This is a genomic window from Salmonella sp. SAL00670, from assembly GCF_046552235.1.
GTDB classification, from domain to species: Bacteria; Pseudomonadota; Gammaproteobacteria; order Enterobacterales; family Enterobacteriaceae; genus Salmonella; species Salmonella enterica.
In genome coordinates, this window is the sequence record NZ_JBGDUO010000002.1 from 333,904 (window position 1) to 359,649 (window position 25,746).

The window sequence follows — 25,746 nt, forward strand, 5'->3', positions numbered from 1 at the left end:
CCTGACGATTAACGATTTGGACAATGCAAGCGCGTCATCTGCCCCTGCCTGCCAGAGGGTGAAACCATCGTGACGCTGATGCTGACACATCCCGATTGCGTTGTCTGCATCCGGTTGGCCTTCCAGCTGTCAGCAGGCGAAAATGGATACAGCGCCGTTTGCTGCCACGCCTGCCGCCAGATCTGGAGATACTGGTGTCGTAATGCAAAACTGTGCATTAATACCCGCTGATAGCCTGACAGCGCGGTGACGATCATTACCATTAGAACCATCGCCACTAAAACTTCCGGGAGGCTAAACCCGCGTTGTAAATTCAGGGGATGCGACATAACGCCACCTCTTTTAACGGACAAAAATCGCTCCAGCCGTGGGGAGAAAAGACAATGCTTCCCTGAATGACGTTGCCCAAACGCCATAACGTCATGCCGTCATCTTGCGCCGCCATCACCACCTCATCCCCCGGTAACCTCCGCAAACAGACTCTTGCCCCTGAAGAGGAATAGCGCCGACATTCCATTTCGGTTACGCCTGACCATAGCTGCCCCCGCCCCCATTCCAGCGCCGACTGCACAAGCGCCTGGCGTTGTATCGCCAGGCTCTGCGTCGTCACGCGGGCGGCATAGCTGGCCTGCTGCTGATTTACGCCTTGCAGTAGCAGACTACCCAGAATCAGTATTAAAAGCGCCAGTATTAGCGAAGAAGCGCCACGTTCCCGATTCACAGATTAAATCCCGTTACGCTGTATTGCGCGTCAATAACCGTCTGAGGCTCGGCTTTGCTGGCGCCGCGCAGATGCAGCATGAGCACTGGCGAGAATCCCGCTATATCCCGGCGCTCAACGGTAAACGCCGTGATGAGTACCGTATTGGGATCGGTCATTTTTTCCCATCCCTTACCCTGGCAAGATGTTGCTCCGCGTAATGTCTCCAGAACGTTATCCTTCATACGGAACCCGGTCTGGTCGGCCTCTTTCGCCGGTATGGTATCCCAGACCCCGTTATTATTCCCGTCCCACTGAACGATGACGCATTGCCCCTGTTCGGCAAGATGTAACCCTTCGCCAATACAGTGGCCATGACAGTAACCCGCACGTTGAAGATGCTTCGCTACGGTATAGGTTCGCTGCCAGATTTCATCTTCCAGCGATAACTGTCGCGTGTTGTGCCAGATTTCACGCTGTAGCGCCGGTAAAAATCGTGCGGACCCAAGCAGTAAAATGGAACCTATCGCCATCGCCAGCACAACTTCCAGTAGCGAGAACCCCCGCGTGGTTATTGACACGTGGCGGCCTCATTACGCTCGCATAGCCTGATTCGCCCCCAGGAGGAGACGACCAGACGCCACTCTCCGGCAGCGTTTTTCAGTACGATGTGCCCTGCCCATGCCGTATTGCGCAGGCCAAAGAAGGCTAACGACGGCGTGATATCGGCAAGGACGACATCACGCCAGTCGGGCGTAAACACAAAGGGGGAAGATGGCGTACACGATGTTTGCGTAGCAACAGAGCTGACAAAGCACCATGAACCGCCTTCGCTGACCACGCGAAGAATGTGATCGCGGTTATGCCAGTGAGCATCCTCACGAAGTTGCAGCAGGTAATCCCGCACCTGACATGCGGTTTGCCACAGGCGCTGTTGCTGCTGCCAGCGTTGCCAGCCATAAAGTCCTGTGGCGCTGAGAATGATAATGAGTGACATCGCGACCACCGTTTCAATGAGCGTATAGCCCTGTTGTTTTTTCATGTCGGCAGTATGGCGGGCGGAAGAAAAATAACGAGCGCCAAATACAGATTGTTCGGCACGTTACGGAAAAAAGTTCATGTCTTGCAGCGCGTTGCAAAATTTCAGGAATCCGCGCCGAAGATTGAGACGAAGGGTAAAAAAAACCGACGCGCAATGACGTCGGTTATGGCAGGATCGTCAGCGCTTAGATAGCGACCGGCGCTTTAATACCGGGGTGCGGATCATAGCCTTCAATTTCGAAATCATCGAACCGGTAGTCAAAAAGCGAATCGGGTTTACGCTTAATGACCAATTTCGGCAGCGCGCGCGGTTCACGGCTTAATTGCAGGTGCGTCTGCTCCATATGGTTGCTGTACAGGTGCGTGTCGCCGCCGGTCCAGACAAAATCGCCGACGTCCAGGTCGCACTGTTGCGCCATCATATGCACCAGTAACGCGTAGCTGGCAATGTTGAACGGCAGACCGAGGAACACATCGCAGGAGCGCTGATAAAGCTGACAGGAGAGTTTTCCATCTGCGACATAAAACTGGAAAAAGGCGTGACACGGCGCCAGCGCCATCTTATCCAGCTCGCCGACGTTCCACGCAGAAACGATAATACGACGAGAGTCCGGGTCGTTTTTAAGCTGGCTTAAGACCGTGGCGATCTGATCGATATGGCGGCCATCCGGTGTTGGCCATGCACGCCACTGCTTACCATAAACCGGGCCTAAATCGCCGTTCTCATCAGCCCATTCGTCCCAGATGGTGACATTATTTTCGTGCAGGTAAGCGATGTTGGTATCGCCCTGCAAAAACCATAGCAGTTCGTGAATAATTGAACGTAAATGGCAGCGTTTCGTCGTCACCAGAGGAAAGCCTTCCTGCAGGTTAAAACGCATCTGATGGCCAAAAATGGAAAGCGTGCCGGTGCCGGTACGGTCGTTTTTCTGTGTGCCTTCATCCAGCACTTTTTGCATCAGTTCTAAATACTGTTTCATGGTTCCTCAGGAAACGTGTTGCTGCGGGCGGCGGCGATATGCCCAAACCATCATGATCGCGCCAGCGATAATCATCGGGATAGAGAGAATCTGCCCCATGCTGATGTACTGTACCCACGCGCCGGTAAATTGCGCGTCCGGCTGGCGGAAGAATTCAACAATGATACGAAACGCGCCATAGCCAATCAGGAATAATCCGGAGACTGCGCCCATCGGACGCGGTTTGCGAATAAAGAGATTAAGGATGATAAACAGCACCACGCCTTCTAATGCCAGTTCATACAACTGGGAAGGGTGGCGCGGCAATACGCCGTAGGTATCAAAAATAGGCTGCCATTGCGGATGTGACGGCAGCAGCGCAATATCTTCCGCGCGTGAGCCAGGAAAGAGCATGGCAAACCGGAAGTCAGGATCGACGCGCCCCCACAATTCACCGTTGATAAAGTTGCCCAGACGCCCGGCGCCCAGGCCGAACGGAATTAACGGCGCAATAAAATCAGACACCTGAAAGAACGAGCGCTTCGTGCGCCTGGCGAAGATAATCATCACCAGTATCACGCCGATAAGCCCGCCGTGGAAGGACATGCCGCCGTCCCAGACGCGGAATAAATAGAGCGGGTTATCCAGAAACAGAGGGAAGTTATAAAACAGGACATAGCCAATACGCCCCCCCAGGAAGACCCCCAGGAAACCTGCATAGAGTAAATTTTCAACTTCGTTTTTGGTCCAACCGCTTCCCGGACGGTTAGCGCGACGCACCGCCAACCACATCGCGAAAACGAACCCCACCAGATACATCAAGCCATACCAGTGAAGCGCGACGGGCCCAATTGAGAAAATGACCGGATCAAAGTCCGGAAAATGCAGATAGCTACTGGTCATCTGTCACCACAATTTCTTGTTATTTCGCTGAAGAGATAGCGATTGATAAGCGCGCCTGCGCGTTGCAGACGCTCCAAAGGTGCGAATAATAGCACAAGGGTTAAAAGCGAGATGCCGATTACCGTTAAAAGATATGTATACGCATTGTCTTTCATCTTGCAGGCGTGTTGTCTGCGCCGTGAATCCACAGTCACTCTCTTTTCCCGCTCCAGTCGTTACAACCCTCCTCGAATCAATCCCCCCATCCCGCGGCGCTCCATAAACGCCGCCACCTGATGACGCACTTCGGTCGCCATCTGCGCCTCAAGGCTGCGTCTGGCAAGGGTTTGCGCGTCTTCAAAATCGATATGCCGCAGCAGATATTTCACACGCGCTACCGAACGGCCATTCATCGAAAGATGGCGATATCCCAGACCGATAAGAATCGCCACGCACATCGGATCGCCCGCCATCTCGCCGCACAAGCGAAGATCGAGGCCATGTTTTTCGGCTTCCTGCGCGATCATGGACAGTGCGCGCAGCATAGCCGGATGCAGACTGTCGTAAATACTGGCCACGCGGGTATTGTTGCGATCTACCGCCAGGATATATTGCGTTAAATCGTTGGTGCCGACCGAGATAAAGTCGATCCGGTTAGCCAGATGCGGCAGCATAAATACCATTGATGGTACTTCCAGCATAATGCCGATACGCGGTTTCGGGATCGCATAGCCGATCATCTCCTCGACCTCGCGCCCGGCGCGTTCGATCAGACGCCGCGCTTCATCGACTTCATCAATACTGGTGACCATCGGCAGCAAAATGCTGAGGTTGCCAGTCGCCGCATTGGCGCGCAGCATCGCGCGGACCTGGATCAAAAAGATCTCCGGCTGATCCAGCGTAATGCGGATCCCGCGCCAGCCCAGACACGGGTTCTCCTCGCTGATCGGCATATAGGGCAGTTGCTTATCCGCTCCCACATCCAGGGTCCGCAGCGTCACCGGTTTATCGTTAAACATTTGCAGCATCCCTTGATACTGCGCCACCTGCTCTTCTTCCGAGGGAAACCCGCTTTGCAGCATAAAGGGAATTTCAGTACGGTACAGGCCGATACCGTCGATCCGACTGCCTAACTTTTCCTCATGCTCGGGACTGAGCCCGGCATTCAGCATCACTTTGACTCGCTCGCCGCTTTTCAGTTGGGCGGGAAGATTGACGTCGTCCTCCGCCAGACGACTGAGTTCTATCTCTTCACTAATGAGCCGCTGATATTCCTGAATAAGCACGGGTTCAGGATCGACCAGTAATTCACCGCGATAGCCATCCACCACCAACGTACGGCGATGTAGCACCGAAGGTTGGATATCCGCGCCCATGACGGTCGGGATACCGAGCGCGCGCACCATAATCGCCGCATGCGAGTTTGCCGCGCCGTCGCGCACCACAACGCCCGCCAGCCTGTCCTGCGGCAGCTCCGCCAGGGTGGTCGCCGACAGCTCATCCGCGACCAGAATAAAACGTTCCGGCCAGGCGTTTGGCCCCTGAACTGAATCATCAAGATGGAATAACAGCCGCTGCCCCAGCGTGCGTAAGTCTCCCGCACGTTCTTTGAGGTAGTTATCGGTTAGCGCCGCAAATTGCTCGGCAAATTTTTCGATGATTTTTTTAACGGCCCACTCCGCAACAGCGCCTTTGTCGACCTCGGCGAAGAGTTCGCGACGCAGTCTGGCGTCTGAAAGCAGGTGTGAGTACAGATCGAAAATGGCCGCCGTCTCTTTTTGCGCGCCGGCGGCAAAGCGTTTGCTGTATCGTCGGAATTCGTTCGCCGCCTCTTCCAGAGCGCCGGTCAGTCGTTCGCGTTCAAGAGAGGTATCCAGCGTAGACGCTTCGTAAACCTGTTCCATCAGCGGCATGGTCGCGTCTTGCCAGCCCGTTGCGATAGCCACGCCCGGCGCCGCAGGAAGCGCGCGGATTCGCGTCTGCCGGTATTGCCCGAACAGCGCTGTGACCTGCGACTGTGACAGGATAGCCGCCATCTGCGTAGCGAGCGTGACGAGGAAAGACTCTTCGCTTTCATCGTACTGGCGCAATTCGCGCTGCTGTACGACCAGCACGCCGAGAAGTTGGCGACGCTGAATGATCGGCACGCCGAGAAACGCGCGAAAACGCTCCTCTTTTACCGAAGGAATGTATTTAAAGCTGGGATGTTTTTGCGCATCGGCAAGGTTAATAGGTTCCGCCAGTCTGCCCACCAGACCGACGATCCCCTCATCAAACGCAAGCGCAACGGTTCGACCACGCGGTTTTTTCAACCCCCGCGTCGCCATCAGGTAATAACAGCGTCGGTCATGATCGGCCAGGTAAACCGAGCAAACCTCAGTATCCATCGCAAGACAGATATCCGTGACCAGAATATTCAGCGCCTCGTTCAGACGCGGCGCACTGGCCACTTTTTCGACTATTTCGCGCAGGCGAGTGAGCATAATTTGCGTGGCTTAACCTCTTTTACGTCGATAAGCAGGCGCGCTTTGTAGCTTAGGGGGATTATCCTGAAGCGCCATGACAACACTTGCAAACTCTTTCATTACCCTGCGGTAGACATCGCGTTTAAATGACACCACTTGTCGAACCGGATACCAGTAACTTACCCAGCGCCAGCCGTCAAACTCCGGCGTACTGCTGGTTTGCATATTGATTTCGGCGTCGGCGCTCATTAACTGCAAAAGAAACCACTTTTGTTTCTGGCCGATACATACCGGCTTTGTGTCCCAACGCACCAAACGTTTTGGTAACTTGTAACGCAACCAGTTGCGAGTAGAAGCAAGGATCCGCACATCTTTACGGCTTAACCCAACTTCTTCAAACAGTTCCCGGTACATCGCCTGTTCTGCCGACTCCCCTGGATTTATCCCGCCCTGCGGGAACTGCCAGGAGTGCTGACCAAATCGCCGGGCCCACATCACCTGCCCCTGACGATTACAAATTACGATACCTACATTTGGGCGGTAGCCATCGTCATCAATCACCGGACTACCTCAACATAAACCTTATATATGAACGATTGTTTCATACTCCAGTGAGGCGGTAAACCACTCTGTAATAGTGACACAGCCTAATAACAATTGAATAACTCACAGTAAATAGCCGAGTTATAAACAGATGATGACGCCCTTGCGCCATTTTATTCACCTTTTCTGTGGATATAGTTGTGAAGAAGTATGGAATTACCACGGGAAAACCCAGAACAGTCTGAATTCCTCATGCTGGAGACAGTAAAAATAGTGCCTTATATTCATTGCGTTATAGACAAATCTTACATGCTACCTTCATAAAGCGTGACCAGCATCACATCTAAGATCCTTATGCTGATGAAAGATCAACCAGCGTCGGTTTTATCCACAGATTGTGCCAATAACTTACGCACTATTTGTCTGAATTTTCGATTTTCGTCGCACGTCAAGGCTGTAAATGGAAACAGTAGTGGTGGTTTTACACAGTTATCCCAACTTTCTGTGGATAACATAGTGTAAGATCCTGTTCATTGTCAGTGACCAGAATTGGAAAACCCGCTTCAGCGTTGCGCAACACGAAGAAACAACACAAAAAAGGCAATAAAAATCAGTCTATTGAATATAAGACACAGAAAAAGATAAACTCTGCCCATACGGTATAAAATCACTGCTCATTTTTTGACCTAAGGTAATTGTCATGTCCGCTCTTTGTCCGCTACTGACTCCGCCTGCTTCGGAAGCATTGCTGTTAGCCCAGGCGCGGCAGCTTTCCGGCTATACGTTAGGCGAGCTGGCGGCGATGGCCGGCATTACCACGCCTAAAGATTTGAAGCGAGACAAAGGCTGGATCGGCGTCTTGCTGGAGATCTGGCTCGGCGCCAGCGCCGGGAGCAAGCCGGAGCAGGATTTCGCCGCATTAGGCGTAGAACTGAAAACCATCCCGGTGGATAGTCTGGGTCGTCCTCTGGAAACAACCTTTGTCTGCGTGGCGCCGTTAACCGGTAACAGCGGCGTGACCTGGGAGACAAGTCACGTACGGCATAAATTGAAGCGCGTGCTATGGGTGCCGGTCGAAGGCGATCGCAGCATACCGTTAGCCGAACGCCGCGTAGGTTCGCCGCTACTCTGGAGTCCGAGTGAAGAAGAGGACAGGCAGCTACGCCTCGACTGGGAAGAGCTGATGGACATGATAGTGCTGGGCCAGGTGGAACGCATTACCGCCCGTCATGGCGAAGTCTTGCAACTGCGACCCAAAGCCGCCAATGCCAGGGCGCTCACCGAGGCTATCGGCGCGCGCGGGGAACCTATTTTGACGCTACCGCGTGGATTTTATCTGAAAAAAAATTTTACGCAGGCGCTGCTGGCTCGCCATTTTTTATTGCAAAATCCGTAACGTCCATTACACGCAAATGCGCCTCCGCTATGGCTACGCGTCGGACCGACGCTCGATAAACGTAAGCGTATTGTCGCCGCTATTTTACACCGTTCCTGGTTGCGCAAATTCAGCCTGGGCTTTCGCCCGTCACTCGACGGGCCTATAATTACCGCTTCTTTTTTTGGCAGGACTTTGTTCGATGTTATTTGCATGGATAACCGATCCTAATGCCTGGCTGGCGCTCGGTACGCTGACGCTGCTGGAGATTGTACTTGGGATCGACAACATTATTTTTCTTTCTCTGGTGGTAGCAAAACTTCCTACGGCGCAACGAAACCACGCACGGCGGCTTGGGTTGGCGGCGGCGATGGTTATGCGCCTGGCGCTGCTGGCGTCAATCGCCTGGGTCACCCGGCTGACTAATCCGCTGTTTGAGCTTTTCGGCGAAGCGATTTCCGCCCGCGATCTCATTCTGTTACTGGGCGGGTTATTTTTAATCTGGAAAGCCAGCAAGGAGATCCATGAGTCCATCGAAGGCGAAGAAGAAGGGTTAAAAACCCGGGTTTCTTCTTTCCTGGGCGCAATAGTGCAGATTATGCTGCTGGATATTATTTTCAGCCTTGATTCAGTTATCACAGCGGTTGGCCTCTCCGATCATCTGTTTATTATGATGGCGGCAGTCGTTATTGCCGTGGGCGTCATGATGTTTGCGGCACGGCCCATCGGCGAGTTTGTCGATCGTCATCCGTCGGTAAAAATGCTGGCGCTCTCCTTTCTGATCCTGGTTGGCTTTACCCTGATTCTGGAAAGTTTCGACGTTCACGTTCCGAAAGGGTATATCTATTTCGCCATGTTCTTCTCTATCGCAGTAGAGAGCCTGAACCTGTTGCGTAATAAAAAGAATCCGCTGTAATCCTGTCTCGCTCCCCCGCCGGGGAGCGAATACTCACTTTATTTCCTTTCTTCTCACAGATTAAGATTTTGCTGCTTCCGACATGCAGAGCTGCGCGTTATTACTAGACTATTATCAGACATATGATTAACAGACTATTATCAGATGCAGGCTATGTGAGGACAAACGGATGAAAAAGTGGGCAGTTGTAATTTCCGCAGTAGGGTTGGCTTTTGCGGTATCCGGATGCAGCAGCGATTATGTAATGGCGACGAAAGATGGTCGTATGATCCTGACCGATGGAAAACCGCAAGTTGACGATGATACCGGTCTGGTCAGCTATACCGATGCACAGGGAAACGAGATGCAAATCAACCGTGACGAAGTGTCTCAAATCATCGAACGTTAAGCGGTGGCCTGTGATCGAGGTCAGCGTTCTGCAAGCCTTCAGGCTGCGTCCCGTAACGGTGCGTGGCGACCACGCCCGGTAACAATTACGCCGCGCAGCCTGCAATTTTACTTTCCCTTTTGCCTTCCCTCTGCCATTTTTATTGTCCTTTGTCGGGAATTTCTGACTTCATAATAAAAAGGAAACGGCTATGCACTATCACCGTATACCCCACAGCTCGCTCGAAGTAAGTACGCTAGGGCTGGGCACAATGACATTTGGTGAACAAAACAGCGAAGCCGACGCTCACGCACAGCTCGACTATGCCATCGCAAATGGCATTAACCTTATCGATGCCGCCGAGATGTATCCGGTACCGCCGCGCCCGGAAACACAAGGGCTGACGGAGTCCTATATCGGTAACTGGCTCGCCAAACGCGGCAACCGTGAAAAACTGATCATCGCCAGCAAAGTTAGCGGACCGGCACGTAATAATGATCAAGGCATCCGGCCTCATCAGGCGCTGGATCGTAAAAATATTCGCGAAGCGCTACACGACAGTTTGACCCGATTGCAGACCGACTATCTGGATTTGTATCAGGTGCACTGGCCGCAGCGCCCCACTAACTGCTTCGGTAAACTCGGCTATAACTGGACGGACTCCACGCCAGTAGTAAGTCTGCTGGAGACGTTAGACGCGCTAAGTGAGTTTCAGCGAGCGGGTAAGATTCGTTATATTGGCGTTTCAAATGAGACAGCGTTTGGCGTTATGCGCTATCTGCATCTGGCGGAAAAACATGACCTGCCGCGTATTGTCACGATCCAGAACCCCTATAGCCTGTTAAACCGCAGCTACGAGGTCGGGCTGGCGGAAGTCAGCCAGTATGAAGGTGTTGAATTGCTCGCCTACTCCTGTCTGGCGTTTGGCACATTAACCGGTAAATACCTGAACGGGGCCAAACCCGCAGGCGCGCGGAATACCTTGTTCAGCCGCTTCACACGTTACAGCGGCGAACAGGCGCAAAAAGCCGTTGCCGCCTACGTCGATATCGCGAAGCGTCACAATCTTGATCCGGCGCAGATGGCGCTGGCCTTTGTTCGCCGCCAGCCGTTTGTCGCCAGTACGTTACTGGGCGCAACCACGATGGCGCAGCTCAAGACGAATGTGGAAAGTCTGCATCTGACGTTAAGCGAAGAGGTTCTGGCGGAGATTGAGGCGGCGCATCAGGTTTATACCTACCCGGCGCCGTGATGGTCAGTGCCCGGTGGCGCTACGCTTCCGGGCTTACAGAGACAATGTAAGCCGGATAACGCGCACTCGCCGCCCGGCATATTCACTCAGTATGATGCCTGCCGGCGCTGCCAGATCCACAGCGCCGCGATCGCCAGCGCGAACAGCACGCCAAAGCCGATACCTATCGCCACTGCCGGAACGCCAACCAGCACCGCCAGCGAGTACAGTCCCAGCATTAATAGCATGGCGCTATTCTCGCCCAGATTTTGTACGGCAATGGCATTCCCGGCGCCAACGCTCTTCTTACCGCGCTCCTGGAGCAAAGCGTTGAGCGGCACCACAAAAAAGCCGCCCAGCATACCTATCAACAGCAACAAGGCATAAGCAGGCAGCAATGCGTGCTGTAATGAGAAGATCGCAACCACAACGCCAATCAAAATCCCGGCGGGCATACAGCGCGATACGGTCTCCAGCGTCACCAGTTTTGCCGCCGCGCCCGCGCCGACCACAATGCCTACCGCCACCATGGCGTTCAGGTAAGTCGGCGTGGCGTTATCCGTAATCCCCAGCGCCACCGGCACCCACAGCACCAGCAGAAAACGCAGCGTCACGCCTGCGCCCCAGAATAGCCCGGTCCCCACCAGCGAAAAACGCGTTTCACCGTTACGCCAAAGGACAACGCAAGCGCTGAAGAAGCTACGCGTCATCGCCGACAACCGCCAGGATTGTCCTGGACGCGCCGCCACAAGCTTCGGGATAAACAGGTTCGCCGCCACTGCGCCAGCGTAGGCCAACGCGCAGGCAACCAGCGCGGCGATGACATGCCAGTCGGCTAATACGCCGCCCGCGACAGAACCGAGCAAAATCGCCGCAATCGTAGAGGCTTCCATCATGCCATTGGCTTTCACCAGCTTATCGCCCGTCGTCAGTTCACCCAGAATACCGTATTTCGCCGGAGAATAAGCCGCCGCGCCGATCCCGACCAACGTATAACCGACAAAAGGATTTACGCCGAGGCAGATACCTGCCGCTCCCGCCAGTTTAAGACCATTGGCGACCATCATCACCCGGCCTTTGGCAAAGCTGTCCGCTATCTGGCCGACAAACGGCGCAAAAAGAATGTAAGCGCCCACAAACACCATTTGCAAAACAGGCTGGCTCCAGTCCGGGTAAAACTGAGCTTTCAGCAGTGCCAGCGTCGCAAACAGCAGCGCATTATCGCCAAAAGCCGAGAGAAACTGCGCGACAATCACCGACAGCATCCCTTTCGACCAGATGGAGGTGTTAGTACGTACTGACTCACTCATGATGTTGTTCCGGCGCATCCATCCAACTTTTCAGCGTCACAAAATCGGGTTTCCCGCTGCCAAGCAAGGGAAGCTGTTTCAGATAACGGATATCACGCGGGACGGCAAGTTCCGGAATACCGTGTTCACGGGCATAGTGCTGTAATTTTTCTCGGGTGAGTTCGCTGTCAGTCGTAAACAGTACCAGCGCTTCACCTTTGCTGGCATCGCTTTTAATGGCGGTAGCGTGCATTTTGTCCGCCGAAACGCCAAGCGCCAGTTGCTCGACCATCTCCAGCGAGACCATTTCGCCAGCAATTTTCGCAAAGCGTTTCGCGCGCCCCTGAATCTGCACAAAACCATTTTCATCGAAGCGTACAATATCGCCCGTGTCGTACCAGCCGCGCTCAGTTTCGCCTCTGGCGTTTTCCGCCGACGGCACCTCCAGCACGCCCGGTTTTTCCACGCGCAGATAGCCATTCATGATATTCGGCCCTTTCAGCTGTAGCCGACCGCCGTTTTCAATACCGGGCACCGCCAGCAGACGCGCGTCCATGCCAGGCAGAATGCGGCCAACAGTGCCAGGCTTAGCCGCCATCGGCACGTTAATCGAGACTACTGGCGCGCATTCCGTTACCCCGTAGCCCTCAAGAATGCGCAGACCGAATTTATCCTGCCACAGTTGTTTGGTACTCTCCTGAAGTTTTTCCGCACCGGCCACCACATAGCGCAGGCGATAAAAATCATACGGATTGGCAAAGCGCGCATAGTTGCCGAGGAAGGTTGACGTACCAAACAGCACGGTACAGTTACGGTCATAGACCAGTTCCGGCACAATGCGGTAGTGCAGCGGACTTGGATAAAGAAACACTTCCGCGCCGGTCAACAACGGCGTAAACAGGCCCACCGTCAAACCGAACGAGTGAAAGAGCGGCAGCGCCGACATAAAACGGTCATTGGCGGTGAAATCCGCAATCGTTTTTATCTGCTCGACATTCGCCAGAATGCTTTTATGGCTGTGCACCACCCCTTTCGGGTGCCCTTCCGAGCCGGAGGTAAAAAGAATGATCGCCGCGTCTTCCGGCTGCTGTTTTACCTGCGCCAGTCGCGGCGCCAGGAGGTGGGCAAAAATCCACATCTTGTCGGCGGGTGTGACGTCCGCTTTTAAATCTTCCAGGTAAACCCAGCGAACCTGCGTTAGCTGCTCCGGCAGGTGCCACAATTTACCTTTATCGAGGAACGGGCGGGAGGTAAAAATCGTTTTAATTTCCGCCGCGGTAATCGCGCTGGTCAGCCCTTTTACCCCCGCCGTATAGTTCATCATGGCCGGAATGCGGCGACGAGAAACCGCGCCGAAAATCACCGCCGCGCTGATGGCGGCATTCGGCAGCATTAAACCGATTTTCTCGCCCTCAACGCTGTACTTTTCCAGAATCCGGCCAACAAAAAGCGTCTTGGTCAGTAACTTACGATACGTATCCGGCGTAAAGTTAATGTCCTCAATACAGTTTTTACCCGCGCCGTAACGATATTGCGCCGCCAGCAACGATTCGTATAACGTCTCGCGCGGGCGCACCGCCATACGCGCTTCCATCATGATCTGGTGCAGCATCTCACCCGCTATCTTACGTCTGTCGCGCGCGCGCGGCGCTTCCGGCATCGGTATTTGCGTCGGCGGTAAAATATGAAGCTGAATGCGGGGGAATAAGCGCCGTTTAACCAGACCTTTCAGGCGACTGAAAGGGGTCAGCTCCGCGCCGTCAATGCGGAGCGGAATGACGGTTGCGCCCGATTTTGCCGCCACAAAGCCTGCGCCGTCATAAATTTTCATCAGCGAGCCGGTCACGGAAATCCGCCCTTCCGGGAAAATCACCACTGGACGCCCCTGTTCCACCAGACGCACCAGGTGTTTAATGGACATGGGTTTAGTGGGGTCGAGCGGCACAAAATCGATCAGCGGCGTTAACCAGCGCATATACCATTGCTGGCTGATGGAGGTATATACCGCAAAGACAGGCCGTACCGGCAAAAACAGCGCCAGTAGCATACCATCGATAAATGAAACGTGATTGGGGGTAATTAAGACCCGGTTCCCCTGTAGCGCCCGGACATCGCCAGTGACGCGCACACGATAAAGCACGCGAAACAGGTTACGGAAAAATCCAAACAGCATTTCAACTCCCTTTGGCCGACAATTCGCTAAAACATGAATTGTGGCAGATTACACGAGTTGCGTAACAGGAGCGATAGCAAAATAGGTTCGAAAAAAAACCTGCGCATCCGCGCAGGTTGGTGCAAGAGACAGGTACGAAGAGCGTACCGAATAATCTCACCAATCAATACCTCTGGGATCTTGATTGTGGGCTTCGCGCGTCTGCATCGCCAGTCCGAAAACGCAAAGGAATAAACGGAAATGCAACGAGTTGTGTAAATTATCCGTTACTGTTACAGGTTCAGGCGAAACAAAAAAAAACCTGCGCATCTCTACGCAGGTTGGTGTAATTCGTGTGATCAACAATGACGTTGATTCCACCTATCAATACCTCTGGGATCACCACTCTATCAACCTGACTCGCTGGCCTGCCAGCAGACAATCGCAACAGCGCTTCGCAAACTGTAACGAAAGATTTGTATTGTCACTTTACAGACGCATTTCTCCCGTGCAGGTCACATTTGCCCGACACGGCGGGGCAAGAGGCTTGAACAGACGTTCATTTTCCGTAAAACTGGCGTAATGTAAGCGTTTACCCACTATAGGTATTATCATGGCGACCATAAAAGATGTAGCCCGACTGGCCGGTGTTTCAGTCGCCACCGTTTCTCGCGTTATTAACGATTCGCCAAAAGCCAGCGAAGCGTCCCGGCTGGCGGTGACCAGCGCAATGGAGTCCTTGAGCTATCACCCTAACGCCAACGCGCGCGCGCTGGCACAGCAGGCAACGGAAACCCTCGGTCTGGTGGTCGGCGACGTTTCCGATCCTTTTTTCGGCGCGATGGTGAAAGCCGTTGAACAGGTGGCGTATCACACCGGCAATTTTTTACTGATTGGCAACGGGTATCATAACGAACAAAAAGAGCGTCAGGCTATTGAACAGTTGATTCGTCATCGTTGCGCAGCGTTAGTGGTACACGCCAAAATGATTCCGGATGCGGACCTGGCCTCATTAATGAAGCAAATCCCCGGCATGGTGCTGATTAACCGCATTTTACCGGGGTTAGAACACCGCTGTGTCGCGCTGGATGACCGTTACGGGGCATGGCTGGCGACCCGGCATCTGATCCAGCAAGGTCATACGCGTATTGGGTATATCTGTTCCAATCACACTATCTCTGATGCCGAAGATCGCCTGAGGGGCTATTACGATGCGCTGGCGGAAAGCCATATCCCGGCTAACGATCGGCTGGTGACGTTCGGCGAACCGGATGAAAGCGGCGGCGAGCAGGCGATGACTGAGTTATTAGGTCGCGGCAGAAATTTTACCGCGGTGGCCTGCTATAACGACTCGATGGCGGCCGGCGCGATGGGAGTATTAAATGATAATGGCGTGGGGGTGCCGGGCGAAGTATCGCTCATCGGTTTTGATGATGTACTGGTCTCACGCTATGTGCGTCCCCGACTGACCACCATTCGGTATCCGATCGTCACCATGGCGACACAGGCGGCGGAGCTGGCCTTAGCGCTGGCAGGGAAATGCCCTACGCCAGAAGTAACTCATGTATTTAGTCCGACACTGGTACGCCGACATTCGGTGTCCACGCCGACGGATACCGGGCACCTGTCGACAACCGATTAATCAGGGTAGCATGATGGCGACAATGCTGGATGTTTCCCGCCATGCGGGCGTATCAAAGGCCACCGTCTCACGAGTGCTGAATGGGACGGGGCAGGTAAAAGAAAGCACGCGCCAGAAAGTGTTTACGGCGATGCAGGCTCTGGACTATCGCCCCAACCTGCTGGCACGCTCGCTGGCGAATCGCACCAGCAACAGCATCGGTCTGGTCGTCTCTACGTTTGACGGCTTCTATTTTGGCAGTTTGTTGCGCCGGGCGTCGCGCCAGGCGGAGTTGCATAACAAGCAGTTGATCGTCACCGATGGTCACGATACGCCGGAACGAGAGCAGAAAGCCGTACAAATGCTGGCCGACAGACAGTGCGACGCTATTATTCTTTACACTCGCTATATGGATGAGCCGGCGATTTTGTCGTTGATTGACGCCACGGAAATGCCGCTGGTGATTATTAATCGCAACGTCACTCAGGCCCGCGATCGCGCTATTTTCTTCGAGCAGGAGACGGCGGCATTCCAGGCGGTGGAATATCTGATTACGCAGGGCCATCGCGATATCGCCTGTATTACGCTGCCTGTTCATACTCCCACCGGCACATCACGCGTAGCGGGTTATCGCAAGGCGCTGGAAAAATACGGCATCCCCTGGCAACCGGCAAAAGTGAAATACGGCGATTACACGCTGACGCGTGGCTATGACGCCTGCCGGGAATTGCTGGAGGAAGGCGTCACGTTTAGCGCGCTATTCGCCTGTAATGATGACACGGCGCTGGGCGCGGCAAAAGCGCTGCGCCAGGCCGGATTACGCATCCCGCAGGATGTGTCGCTGTTTGGTTTTGACGATGCGCCGGGCGCAACCTGGCTTGAACCGGGGCTTTCAACAGTCTATTTACCCATCGAGGATATGATAGCCACCGCGATCGATCAGGCCGTTCGTCTGGCGAACAGCGAGCCGGTCGCCCCGATCCCGCCCTTTACCGGCACGCTGATTCTGCGCGAGTCCGTCGCCGCGGGCCCGTTTTTTCAACGTCCGGCCTAATGATGCGCTTCAGAGCATCTCCAGCGCTAACAGCTCTTCAATGGTTTGACGACGGCGGATCAGCCGCGCCTGTCCATTGTCAAACAGCACTTCCGGCAGGAGCGGGCGGCTGTTGTAATTCGATGACATAGACGCGCCGTACGCGCCGGTATCGTGCAATACGAGGTAATCGCCGGGGATGACCGCAGGTAAGGCGCGTGTTTCAACCATTCCCCCTTCCTGCTGCGTAAAAACATCGCCTGATTCGCATAGCGGCCCGGCGACCACCGTCTCGACCCACGGGCCATTTTCAAGCGCGCGACCATCCGCCGCCAGCGCCGAAATACGGTGATAGCTACCGTACATCGCCGGGCGCATCAGATCGTTAAAACCAGCGTCGACCAGCACGAAATGGCGGCTTCCCATCTGTTTTACGCTACGCACCTGCGTTACCAGCACGCCCGATTGCGCCACCAGAAAACGTCCGGGTTCGATCTCAAGTTTGACCGCATGTCCCAGATGGCGGGCGATTTGCTCGCGCGCCGCGTTCCACAGGCCATAGTAATGGCGCGTATCAACGGGCTCTTCTCCCTCACGATAAGGTATCGAGAGTCCGCCGCCTGCCGAAATCGCCTCCACATCCTGACCACATTCCAGCACCTGGCGTACCATCGCGCCGCAAACCTGCTCCAGATGGCCATAATCGACGCCGGAACCAATGTGCATATGGATACCGACAAGTTTCAGTCGGTATTTCTGCATTATCGCCAGCGCCGCCGGAAGATCGCTATGCCAGATGCCGTGTTTGCTGTTTTCGCCCCCGGTGTTGGTTTTCTGGCTGTGGCCGTGACCAAAGCCAGGATTCACGCGCAACCAGACGCGATGCCCAGGCGAAACCTGACCAAGCTGCGTCAGCATATCTACCGAGCCGGCATTGACCGGAATATGCAGTTCGCTGACGCGCGCCAGCGTGGCGGCGTCAATCACATCGGCGGTAAAAACGATATCATCAGGGCACGTTTGCGGATCGTAGCCCGCCGCCAGCGCACGTTCGATCTCCCCCAATGAAACAGAATCCACCTTGACGCCCTGCGCGCGCATTAAGCGCAGGATATGAATGTTCGAACAGGCTTTTTGCGCAAAACGCACGACGTCAAACTGCTGCAGGGCGGCTATCTGACGGCGAATAATGTGCGCGTCATAGACCCAGACCGGACAGCCGAATTCAGCTGGCAATCTGAGCAAATTTTCAGCGTTAAGGTCAGTTTCAGCGTAATAATGCGGCAATGACATAACAAACTCCGGAACAGGCTTTTTAACGATTACGCCATACCTTAGAAAGAATAAAAAATATCGTTTTATTGTCAGTCTATGCAAAAATGATATGGGATAAATGATTCAGGGAAACGTATGGCTGCCGTTAATTTACGTCACATTGAAATTTTTCATGCCGTAATGACCGCCGGAAATCTCACCGAAGCGGCGCGGCTGCTGCATACCTCGCAGCCTACCGTCAGTCGCGAGCTGGCGCGTTTTGAGAAAGTGCTGGGATTAACGCTGTTTGAGCGCACACGCGGGCGCTTACATCCGACGGTGCAAGGGCTACGCCTGTTCGAAGAGGTACAACGCTCCTGGTATGGGTTGGATCGCATCGTCAGCGCGGCGGAAAGTCTGCGCGAGTTCCGTCAGGGCGAACTCTCTATCGCCTGCCTGCCGGTCTTTTCACAATCCTTTTTGCCGCCGCTACTACCGCCTTTTCTGGCGCGTTATCCGGATGTCAGCCTGAATATTGTGCCGCAGGAGTCGCCGTTGCTGGAAGAGTGGCTCTCCGCCCAGCGCCACGACTTAGGGCTGACGGAGACGCTTCATGCCCCGGCAGGAACAACCCGTACCGAGTTACTAACGCTAAATGAAGTATGCGTACTGCCCTGCGACCATCCGCTTGCCGCCAAAACGGTACTGACGCCAGACGATTTTCAGAGGGAAAACTTTATCAGCCTCTCCCGCCTGGACAGCTATCGACAGTTGTTGGATACGTTATTTGCCGAACATCAGGTGAAGCGCAGAATGGTGGTGGAAACGCATAGCGCGGCCTCCGTCTGCGCGATGGTGCGCGCCGGGGCGGGCGTTTCGATCGTTAACCCGCTGACCGCGCTGGACTATGCCGCCAGCGGCGTCACCGTTCGCCGCTTCAGCATTGACGTGCCCTTTACCGTCAGCCTGATTCGCCCGCTACACCGCCCCGCCTCCGCGCTGGTTGACGCCTTCAGTAAGCATTTACAAACGCACCTTTCGCGCCTGGTCGAACCGCTGGAGGTTATTCTGGGGCCGATGACGAAAGCATAAAGCTCACGGCATCTGCGGCATGAATTGCCGTGGTATCGAAAACCGGTAGTGCGCTTTGCGTCTGGGGAACAAGCAAACCTATTTCAGTGCAGCCAAAAATAACGCCCTGCGCGCCTTGCGCAGCCAGTTGTTCGATAACCTGTAAATAATAGTGGCGCGACGCGTCGGTGAATGTCCCCTGACAGAGCTCGTCAAAAATGACCTGATTGATACGCGCCCGATCGTCCGCCTCCGGCACGATGGTCTCAATCGCAAATTGCTGTTCCAGCCGCCCGCGATAAAAATCCTGCTCCATCGTATAGCGGGTCCCTAATAGCGCCACGCGATGCAACCCCTGACGAGCGATATCTCGCCCGGTAGCATCCGCGATGTGCAGGAAAGGCAGAGAACAACGAGATTCAATAATGTGCGCGATTTTATGCATGGTGTTGGTACACAGCACAATGCCTTCTGCGCCCGCCTGCTGTAACCCCTGCGCGGCCTGCGCCAGGATATCGCCCGCTTTATCCCACTCGCCGCGGCGTTGACATACTTCAATATCGTGGAAATCTACGCTATGCAGCAGTAAGCTCGCCGAGTGCAGGCCTCCCAGCTGCTGTTTAATGCCTTCATTGATTAAACGGTAATAAGGGATAGTCGATTCCCAGCTCATCCCCCCCAACAGCCCGATCGTTTTCACTGCGCTCTCCTTTTTTTAAAGCATTATGGCAGTGAAACAAACTTACACATCCGTTTCCAGTCTATTTTTCATCATGCCGGATAACAGGCGTCATCCGGCATGGGAGGGGTGATTACACGCCAATATTTCTTAGCTTCTCGCCCGCCATTAGCTTGCGTTCGATATGCTCCAGGGTGACATTTTTGGTTTCCGGAATCAGCCAGAAGGTGATGCCGATAAAAGCGATATTCAGCGCGGTGTAAAGCCAGAATGTACCTGCCGCGCCAATGCTGTCCAACAGTGTCAGGAATGTCGCGCCGATGATCATGTTCGATACCCAGTTTGTCGTGGTTGAACAGGTAATGCCAAAATCACGGCATTTCAGCGGCTGGATTTCCGAACACAGTATCCACACCACCGGAGCGGCGCTCATCGCGTAACCGGCGATACACATCATCGTCATCCCAACGGAAAGCCAGGAGAGGCCGCTTGATGCCGTACCGTTATCAAACTGCATCAGGCAGTAGCCCAACACCAATGTCCCTAACGCCATTACGCTGAAACCGATTTTTAACGCCGGTTTACGACCGGCCTTATCGACCGTAAAGACGGCGATAAAAGTCGCGAACATAAAGGTCAGTCCGACCACCAGCGTGGCGATCATTTGCTGTTCCGTGGTGGTAAAGCCGGCCATTTTAAAAATGCGCGGCGCATAGTACATAATGATGTTCATGCCGGTGAACTGCTGCATTGCCTGTAGCAGCATACCGAGGAACACGGCGCGGCGAACATTGCGGTTAGCTTTAAATAATGCCCACCCTCCCTGCTTGAGTTTGAGGCTTTCCCGAATCTCATTCAGTTCATCACGGGCTTTTTCCGAGGTATCGCGCAGCATACGCAGCACCTCTTCCGCTTCAATATGGCGACCTTTTTGCGCCAGCCAACGCGGACTATTCGGCAGGAATACCACCAGAATAATGAGCAACACCGCAGGCAGCGCCAGCACGCCCAACATCGCGCGCCAGTTGCCGCTGTAGCTGAATGCCGTATCGGATAAAAAAGCCAGCACAATGCCTAACGTCACCATCAGTTGATACATACTGATCATTTTGCCGCGAACATTTTCACTTGCCATTTCAGAGAGATAAAGCGGCGCGGTATAGGACGCAATCCCTACTGCTACGCCCAGTATCACGCGGGCGCCAATCAATACTTCCACGCTGGAAGCAAACGCCGACCCCAGCGAGCCGAGCACGAACAAAATCGCGCCAGCCATCAGGCTATACTTACGCCCCAGCCGGAATGAAAGCCAGCCGTTAAATAATGCGCCAATTGCCGCGCCAAGCATCATGCTGCTGACGACCCATTCCTGCAGCCGGCTGGTCAGTACGAAATGGTCGGTAATAAAAGGCAGCGCCCCGGCGATAACGCCGATATCCAGACCAAATAACAGTCCCGCTACCGCTGCAGAAACCGAAACAAACATATTCATACGTCGTGTGTCGCGAAGCGAACGCGGCGTTAAAGCAGAGTCATGATTAATAGAGACCATATTTTCCTGCCACAACAGAGTAAGACATAGCCTGAAAGTACGGGATACTCTTCCTCAAGTGTCAGGCTGGAAACGGCATAAATATGGATTAAATGGCTACGCTATAGCGATATGTGATGGATATTACACTTTTTAAATTTAACGCCGTTGCCGGGTATTTTTTCAAACCACCAATATTTCAATAAGTTAAAGCATTGATCATAGCTATTATTTAACAATATATGGATTAAGTTAAACCCACAATATGGACTATGCTAATAAGATCATAAAAAAACCCTGTACGAGGACAGGGCTTTATCAGTTTTTCGGCCAAAGCGTCGATTTTCCCAGAAACGCATTTGTCAGTAGCGGATTAACGCGCCAGCCAACCGCCATCTACCGCTATGGTATAGCCGTTAACATAATCAGCGGCGCTGGATGCCAGGAAGACTACCGGCCCCATTAAATCGCCCGGTAGTCCCCAACGTCCAGCCGGAATACGGTCGAGAATTTCGGCGCTACGTTGTGCATCAGCGCGCAATTGCTGGGTATTATTCGTGGACATATAGCCCGGCGCGATGGCGTTCACATTGATATTGTGTTTCGCCCACTCGTTCGCCATCAGACGCGTTATTCCCATTACGCCGCTTTTCGACGCGGTATAAGACGGAACGCGAATGCCGCCCTGGAAGGAAAGCATAGACGCGATATTAATAATTTTGCCGCCGTTGCCCTGGGCAATAAAATGTTTTGCCGCCGCCTGAGACATAAAGAACACGCTCTTGATGTTCAGGTTCATGACGTCATCCCAGTCTTTTTCCGTGAAATCAATCGCATCTTCACGACGGATCAAACCCGCGTTATTCACCAGAATATCAATATGACCGTATTCCGCCACCGCCCGTTCCAGTAGCGCCGGAATGCCATCGATTTGACGCAGATCGGCTGTCAGGCTTAAAAAACGACGTCCCAGAGCGGTGACGCGCGCAATAGTTTCCGTCGGTTCAACAATGTTAATACCGACAATGTCACAGCCCGCTTCCGCCAGCCCTAACGCCATCCCCTGCCCCAATCCGGTATCGCACCCCGTCACAACCGCGACTTTACCTTCAAGAGAAAATGCATTCAAAATCATTGTTAATCCTTATTTTTGTCATGCCTGTCACGCACAGGCGTTATCACCGGTCGCGACTAGCGCAGATCTTGTACCGCAACGTGATCCATGTCATCGAAGACCTGATTTTCTCCCACCATGCCCCAAATAAACGTATAGGCTTTGGTGCCAACGCCGGAATGTATTGACCAGCTTGGGGAAATAACCGCCTGTTCATTACGCATCACAATATGACGGGTTTCCTGAGGCTGCCCCATCATATGGAAAACGCAACTGTCCTCTTCCATATTGAAATAGAGGTACACTTCCATACGGCGCTCATGGGTATGGCATGGCATGGTGTTCCATAGATTGCCGGGCGCCAGTTCGGTGAGTCCCATGCTGAGCTGACAGGTTTCCAGTACATCCGGTACGAAGTATTTATTGATGGTGCGACGGTTACTGGTGAGGTTATCGCCTAAGGTGACGGGCGCAACGTCGGCAGGCGACACTTTTTTCGTCGGATAAGCGGTATGCGCTGGCGCGCAGTTGTAATAAAACTTCGCCGGTCTGCTCGCCTCATTGCTGACGAAGACCAGCTCTTTCGCCCCTTTACCAATATACAGAGCATCACGATGACCAATATCATGGCGCTGCCCGTCAACGATAATGGCGCCCGCGCCGCCAATATTAATGACGCCCAGCTCGCGGCGGTCCAGTAACCGGGAAACGCCAAGCTGTTTACCCACCTCTCCGCCGATTTCAACAGAATGGCTGACGGGCATAATGCCGCCGACAATAATACGGTCGATATGGCTGTAGACCATCGTATATTCATCAGCGACAAAAATATTTTCTATTAAAAACTCGCGTCGCAGCGCCTGGGTGTCCAGCGTTTTAGCGTGCTCGCTATGGATGCTTTGCCTTACGTCCACTTTTCCCTCCAATGATAAATCGATCGCAATGGCATAAAATTCAAAACACTGTTTTGATTTATTTAACGGCATCATAGTCGCCTGGATAAAGGTTTTCAACAATAAATAAAACAACGTTTCATTTATATGGTTGGTTATTTTTAAAACTGCTCTAGCGATCACGAACGGCGCTAAAACTTACGCACATGTCTGATTTTCAGACATGTGCGCCAGATGCTGTATGCGGTTACCCAGATAAAAATTGGAGCTTATTTTGGAACGGGGTCTGATGTGCGAATTGAATTAAAAGCGGTATGCGTCTGCAATGCCCGACGCGGCAAGACGTTCTGCGCTATAACGAAAAAGGGGGTTCTGTCACTGGCTTTGCCCTCGTGATAGAGGGCTTTTTACAACGGAATACTGAAGCAGGAAAAGGATGGCTGGCGCAGGATCAGTCGCGTTCAATGGTTAAAGCAACGCCCTGGCCGCCACCGATACACAGCGTCGCCAGACCTTTTCGCGCGTCGCGTTTAACCATTTCGTGCACCAGTGAAACCAGAATTCGACAGCCGGAAGCGCCAATGGGATGCCCCAGCGCAATCGCGCCGCCATTAACGTTTACCCGTCGCTCATCCCATTCCAGCATTTTTCCTACCGACAACGCCTGGGCGGCAAACGCTTCGTTGGCTTCGATAAGGTCGACCTCCGTCAATTGCCAGCCGGCACGCTCCAGACAGCGCCGGGTAGCATATACCGGCGCAATCCCCATTAGCGCAGGATCGACGCCGACGCTGGCAAACGCGCGGATGCGCGCCAGCACCGGCAGCCCCAGCGCCCGGGCTTTCGTCTCGCTCATCATCATCACCGCGGCGGCGCCATCGTTGATTGAGGAGGCATTACCCGCCGTCACCGAACCTAAACTATCAAACGCCGGATGCAGCAGGGCTAACCCCTCCGCACTGGCGTCGGCCCGCGGTTGTTCATCCGTATCGACAATTGCGGTCTGCCCATTACGTTGCGTGACGATGGGGACAATCTCATCTTTAAAACGCCCGGTATCAATCGCGGCCCTGGCTTTTTGCTGCGAACTGAGCGCATAAGCATCCTGTAACTCGCGGCTGATGCCATATTCCCGCGCCAGGTTTTCTGCCGTCACGCCAATGTGATAATCGTTGAAGGCATCCCATAAGCCATCATGTACCAGACTATCCACCAGATTGTCGGCATCAGGCAACGCGCCGGTACGGCTGTCATTGAGGACATGCGGCGCACGGCTCATATTCTCCTGCCCGCCCGCAATAACAATGTCCGCTTCGCCGCACTGAATAGCCTGCGTCGCCAGGTGCAACGCTTTTAAACCGGAACCACAAACGTCATTAATGGTAATAGCGGAAACGGTAGTCGGCAGCCCTCCTTTGATGGCTGACTGGCGCGCCGGATTCTGCCCGGCGCCAGCCGTCAGCACCTGACCGAGGATGACCTCATCGATAGCGTTAGCGTCCACGCCGGTGCGCTCAATTAACGCTTTTACGACCATGCTCCCCAGCTCGACGGCGGAATGACGGGCCAGCGTTCCCTGAAAACAGCCGATGGGTGTCCGTAAAGCCCCCACTATCACAACCTCTTTCATTACCACCTCAGCGCAAAATGACACCGCCATAGTAGAGCATTGTTAAAATTAGTTATCTTGATTGTTTAAAAAAAGTGAGTTTTATCACAAAGGAAATGACACTGATTTGACGGTGACGCAGCTTATTTCTGCTGCAAATGGTAGCGAAGCCAGTTCCCCGCCGTTCCGGGCGGCGTCTTCTTGTTCCACAACAAATCAATAGCAATCGCCCTCGGCCAGCCAGGAACATCCAGCTGCGCCAGCGGTTTTTCCGCCGCAAACTCTTCCACCAGCGCGCAGGGCAATACGCACCAGCCAAATCCCTGAACCGCCATGCTCAACAGCAATAAATAGTTTGGCGCTGACCAGGCCGGGCCGCGCGTAATGTTGGCGTTAGAGTCAAGGTAGGTATTCAGACGCAGCTCGCGCCAGGTATGCAGTTGCTCCCATTGCAGGTTCGTCTGCGACGCCAACGGATGCGTGGTCCCCACATAAACCCCCATCCAGCTTTGAACAGGCAGACGCGTCGCGCCAATGTCTGTGGGATAGTCATCACGCGCTTCAATCAGACCTATCTGGGCACGCCCTTTTTGCAGCAGGTCGATGACATCATCATTTTCTCCGATCAAGCATTCAAACTCGGTATGCGGAAATTGACGATCAAACTGCGCCATTAACTCTTCCAGACTGTCAGGGTGCAGGGTATCAGAGAGGACGAACGTGAGTCTTGCCTCCGTCTCGCCGGATAACGTCAGCGCCACCTCATCCAGACGGTCGCTCGCCGATAAAATAGCCTGAACATAGCTAAGCACCCGTTTTCCTTCTTCGGTCAGAACGGGCTGGCGCGAAGATCGATCAAATAATGAAAATCCCAGATCCGCCTCCAGATGCGCAATGGCGGTACTAATGGTGGACTGGCTTTTACGCAGGCGGCGCGCCGCCGCAGAAAACGAACCGCAAGAGACGGTCTCAACAAATGCCATTAACGCTTCAGGTGAGTAACGCATAACCTATCTACTTT

The 25,746-nt window shown here is 53.8% G+C and carries 24 protein-coding genes; 7 read left to right on the top strand and 17 right to left on the bottom strand.

Annotated features, from left to right (window positions below; translation table 11 throughout):
• Positions 1-8 precede the first annotated feature (8 nt).
• The 8 genes from ACLJRS_RS09000 to rppH form a co-directional block, all read right to left on the bottom strand.
• Positions 9-329, bottom strand: a complete 321-nt coding sequence (locus tag ACLJRS_RS09000; protein ID WP_000019290.1) for a prepilin-type N-terminal cleavage/methylation domain-containing protein — start codon at positions 327-329, stop codon at positions 9-11.
• Entirely contained in the window at positions 314-721 is a 408-nt protein-coding gene (locus ACLJRS_RS09005; protein WP_001078530.1) for a DUF2509 family protein, read from the bottom strand. The genes ACLJRS_RS09000 and ACLJRS_RS09005 overlap by 16 nt, the downstream gene beginning before the upstream one ends.
• Positions 718-1,281: a prepilin peptidase-dependent protein gene (locus tag ACLJRS_RS09010; protein WP_000029149.1), complete on the bottom strand. Its 564-nt coding sequence runs from the start codon at positions 1,279-1,281 to the stop codon at positions 718-720. Before ACLJRS_RS09010 ends, ACLJRS_RS09005 begins: the two co-directional genes overlap by 4 nt.
• Positions 1,272-1,742, bottom strand: a complete 471-nt coding sequence (locus tag ACLJRS_RS09015) for a prepilin peptidase-dependent protein (protein WP_000744668.1) — start codon at positions 1,740-1,742, stop codon at positions 1,272-1,274. Before ACLJRS_RS09015 ends, ACLJRS_RS09010 begins: the two co-directional genes overlap by 10 nt.
• Positions 1,743-1,926: 184 nt before the next feature.
• Positions 1,927-2,721 (bottom strand): thymidylate synthase, encoded by a 795-nt coding sequence (gene thyA, locus ACLJRS_RS09020; protein ID WP_000816247.1) that lies wholly within the window; start codon positions 2,719-2,721, stop codon positions 1,927-1,929.
• Positions 2,722-2,727: 6 nt separating this feature from the next.
• Entirely contained in the window at positions 2,728-3,603 is an 876-nt protein-coding gene (gene lgt / locus ACLJRS_RS09025) for a prolipoprotein diacylglyceryl transferase (protein WP_000204645.1), read from the bottom strand.
• A 215-nt stretch (positions 3,604-3,818) separates the two neighbouring features.
• Positions 3,819-6,065 carry a phosphoenolpyruvate--protein phosphotransferase gene (gene ptsP / locus ACLJRS_RS09030; protein WP_000957887.1) on the bottom strand — a complete coding sequence of 749 codons (2,247 nt, stop codon included), beginning with the start codon at positions 6,063-6,065 and terminating at the stop codon, positions 3,819-3,821.
• A 12-nt stretch (positions 6,066-6,077) separates the two neighbouring features.
• A complete protein-coding gene (gene rppH, locus ACLJRS_RS09035) occupies positions 6,078-6,608 on the bottom strand; it encodes an RNA pyrophosphohydrolase (protein WP_000564481.1) in 531 nt (176 codons plus the stop codon).
• A gap of 682 nt (positions 6,609-7,290) precedes the next feature.
• Here rppH and mutH point away from each other — a divergent pair.
• The 4 genes from mutH to ACLJRS_RS09055 all read left to right on the top strand — a co-directional run bounded on the left by mutH (position 7,291) and on the right by ACLJRS_RS09055 (position 10,500).
• A complete protein-coding gene (gene mutH, locus ACLJRS_RS09040) occupies positions 7,291-7,986 on the top strand; it encodes a DNA mismatch repair endonuclease MutH (protein ID WP_001274930.1) in 696 nt (231 codons plus the stop codon).
• 181 nt (positions 7,987-8,167) lie between these two features.
• Entirely contained in the window at positions 8,168-8,881 is a 714-nt protein-coding gene (locus tag ACLJRS_RS09045; RefSeq protein ID WP_000895635.1) for a TerC family protein, read from the top strand.
• Between the two features lie 169 nt (positions 8,882-9,050).
• Positions 9,051-9,269, top strand: a complete 219-nt coding sequence (locus tag ACLJRS_RS09050; RefSeq protein WP_000758662.1) for a YgdI/YgdR family lipoprotein — start codon at positions 9,051-9,053, stop codon at positions 9,267-9,269.
• A gap of 190 nt (positions 9,270-9,459) precedes the next feature.
• Positions 9,460-10,500, top strand: coding sequence for an NADP(H)-dependent aldo-keto reductase (locus ACLJRS_RS09055; protein WP_000558960.1), 1,041 nt, complete (start codon positions 9,460-9,462; stop codon positions 10,498-10,500).
• An 86-nt stretch (positions 10,501-10,586) separates the two neighbouring features.
• On the opposite strand, the gene lplT is transcribed toward ACLJRS_RS09055, so the two are convergent.
• Together lplT and aas are read right to left on the bottom strand one after the other, a co-directional pair.
• Positions 10,587-11,789: a lysophospholipid transporter LplT gene (gene lplT, locus ACLJRS_RS09060; protein WP_000004689.1), complete on the bottom strand. Its 1,203-nt coding sequence runs from the start codon at positions 11,787-11,789 to the stop codon at positions 10,587-10,589.
• Positions 11,782-13,941 (bottom strand): bifunctional acyl-ACP--phospholipid O-acyltransferase/long-chain-fatty-acid--ACP ligase, encoded by a 2,160-nt coding sequence (aas, locus tag ACLJRS_RS09065; protein ID WP_410957783.1) that lies wholly within the window; start codon positions 13,939-13,941, stop codon positions 11,782-11,784. Before aas ends, lplT begins: the two co-directional genes overlap by 8 nt.
• Positions 13,942-14,533: 592 nt before the next feature.
• Here aas and galR point away from each other — a divergent pair.
• A complete protein-coding gene (gene galR, locus ACLJRS_RS09070) occupies positions 14,534-15,562 on the top strand; it encodes an HTH-type transcriptional regulator GalR (protein WP_000201030.1) in 1,029 nt (342 codons plus the stop codon).
• A 10-nt stretch (positions 15,563-15,572) separates the two neighbouring features.
• A complete protein-coding gene (locus tag ACLJRS_RS09075) occupies positions 15,573-16,595 on the top strand; it encodes a LacI family DNA-binding transcriptional regulator (RefSeq protein WP_000968346.1) in 1,023 nt (340 codons plus the stop codon).
• Between the two features lie 9 nt (positions 16,596-16,604).
• Here ACLJRS_RS09075 and lysA read toward each other — a convergent pair whose 3' ends face one another.
• Positions 16,605-17,867, bottom strand: a complete 1,263-nt coding sequence (gene lysA / locus ACLJRS_RS09080; RefSeq protein WP_000056597.1) for a diaminopimelate decarboxylase — start codon at positions 17,865-17,867, stop codon at positions 16,605-16,607.
• Between the two features lie 117 nt (positions 17,868-17,984).
• On the opposite strand from lysA, the gene ACLJRS_RS09085 reads away from it, so the two are divergent.
• Positions 17,985-18,920 (top strand): LysR family transcriptional regulator, encoded by a 936-nt coding sequence (locus ACLJRS_RS09085; protein ID WP_000741802.1) that lies wholly within the window; start codon positions 17,985-17,987, stop codon positions 18,918-18,920.
• Here the strand turns inward: ACLJRS_RS09085 and ACLJRS_RS09090 are convergent.
• The 6 genes from ACLJRS_RS09090 to ACLJRS_RS09115 form a co-directional block, all read right to left on the bottom strand.
• A complete protein-coding gene (locus ACLJRS_RS09090) occupies positions 18,892-19,599 on the bottom strand; it encodes an aspartate/glutamate racemase (RefSeq protein WP_410957784.1) in 708 nt (235 codons plus the stop codon). The two genes, ACLJRS_RS09085 and ACLJRS_RS09090, sit on opposite strands and share 29 nt — an antisense overlap.
• Before the next feature lie 112 nt (positions 19,600-19,711).
• Complete coding sequence (araE, locus tag ACLJRS_RS09095; protein ID WP_000253650.1) at positions 19,712-21,130, bottom strand: arabinose-proton symporter AraE; 1,419 nt, start codon at positions 21,128-21,130, stop codon at positions 19,712-19,714.
• Positions 21,131-21,482: 352 nt separating this feature from the next.
• Positions 21,483-22,244, bottom strand: a complete 762-nt coding sequence (gene kduD / locus ACLJRS_RS09100; protein ID WP_000602491.1) for a 2-dehydro-3-deoxy-D-gluconate 5-dehydrogenase KduD — start codon at positions 22,242-22,244, stop codon at positions 21,483-21,485.
• Positions 22,245-22,300: 56 nt separating this feature from the next.
• Positions 22,301-23,137, bottom strand: a complete 837-nt coding sequence (gene kduI, locus ACLJRS_RS09105; protein WP_000383274.1) for a 5-dehydro-4-deoxy-D-glucuronate isomerase — start codon at positions 23,135-23,137, stop codon at positions 22,301-22,303.
• 430 nt (positions 23,138-23,567) lie between these two features.
• Positions 23,568-24,746 carry an acetyl-CoA C-acetyltransferase gene (locus ACLJRS_RS09110; protein WP_000665984.1) on the bottom strand — a complete coding sequence of 393 codons (1,179 nt, stop codon included), beginning with the start codon at positions 24,744-24,746 and terminating at the stop codon, positions 23,568-23,570.
• Positions 24,747-24,868: 122 nt separating this feature from the next.
• Entirely contained in the window at positions 24,869-25,732 is an 864-nt protein-coding gene (locus ACLJRS_RS09115) for a LysR family transcriptional regulator (protein WP_001270777.1), read from the bottom strand.
• Positions 25,733-25,746 lie beyond the last annotated feature (14 nt).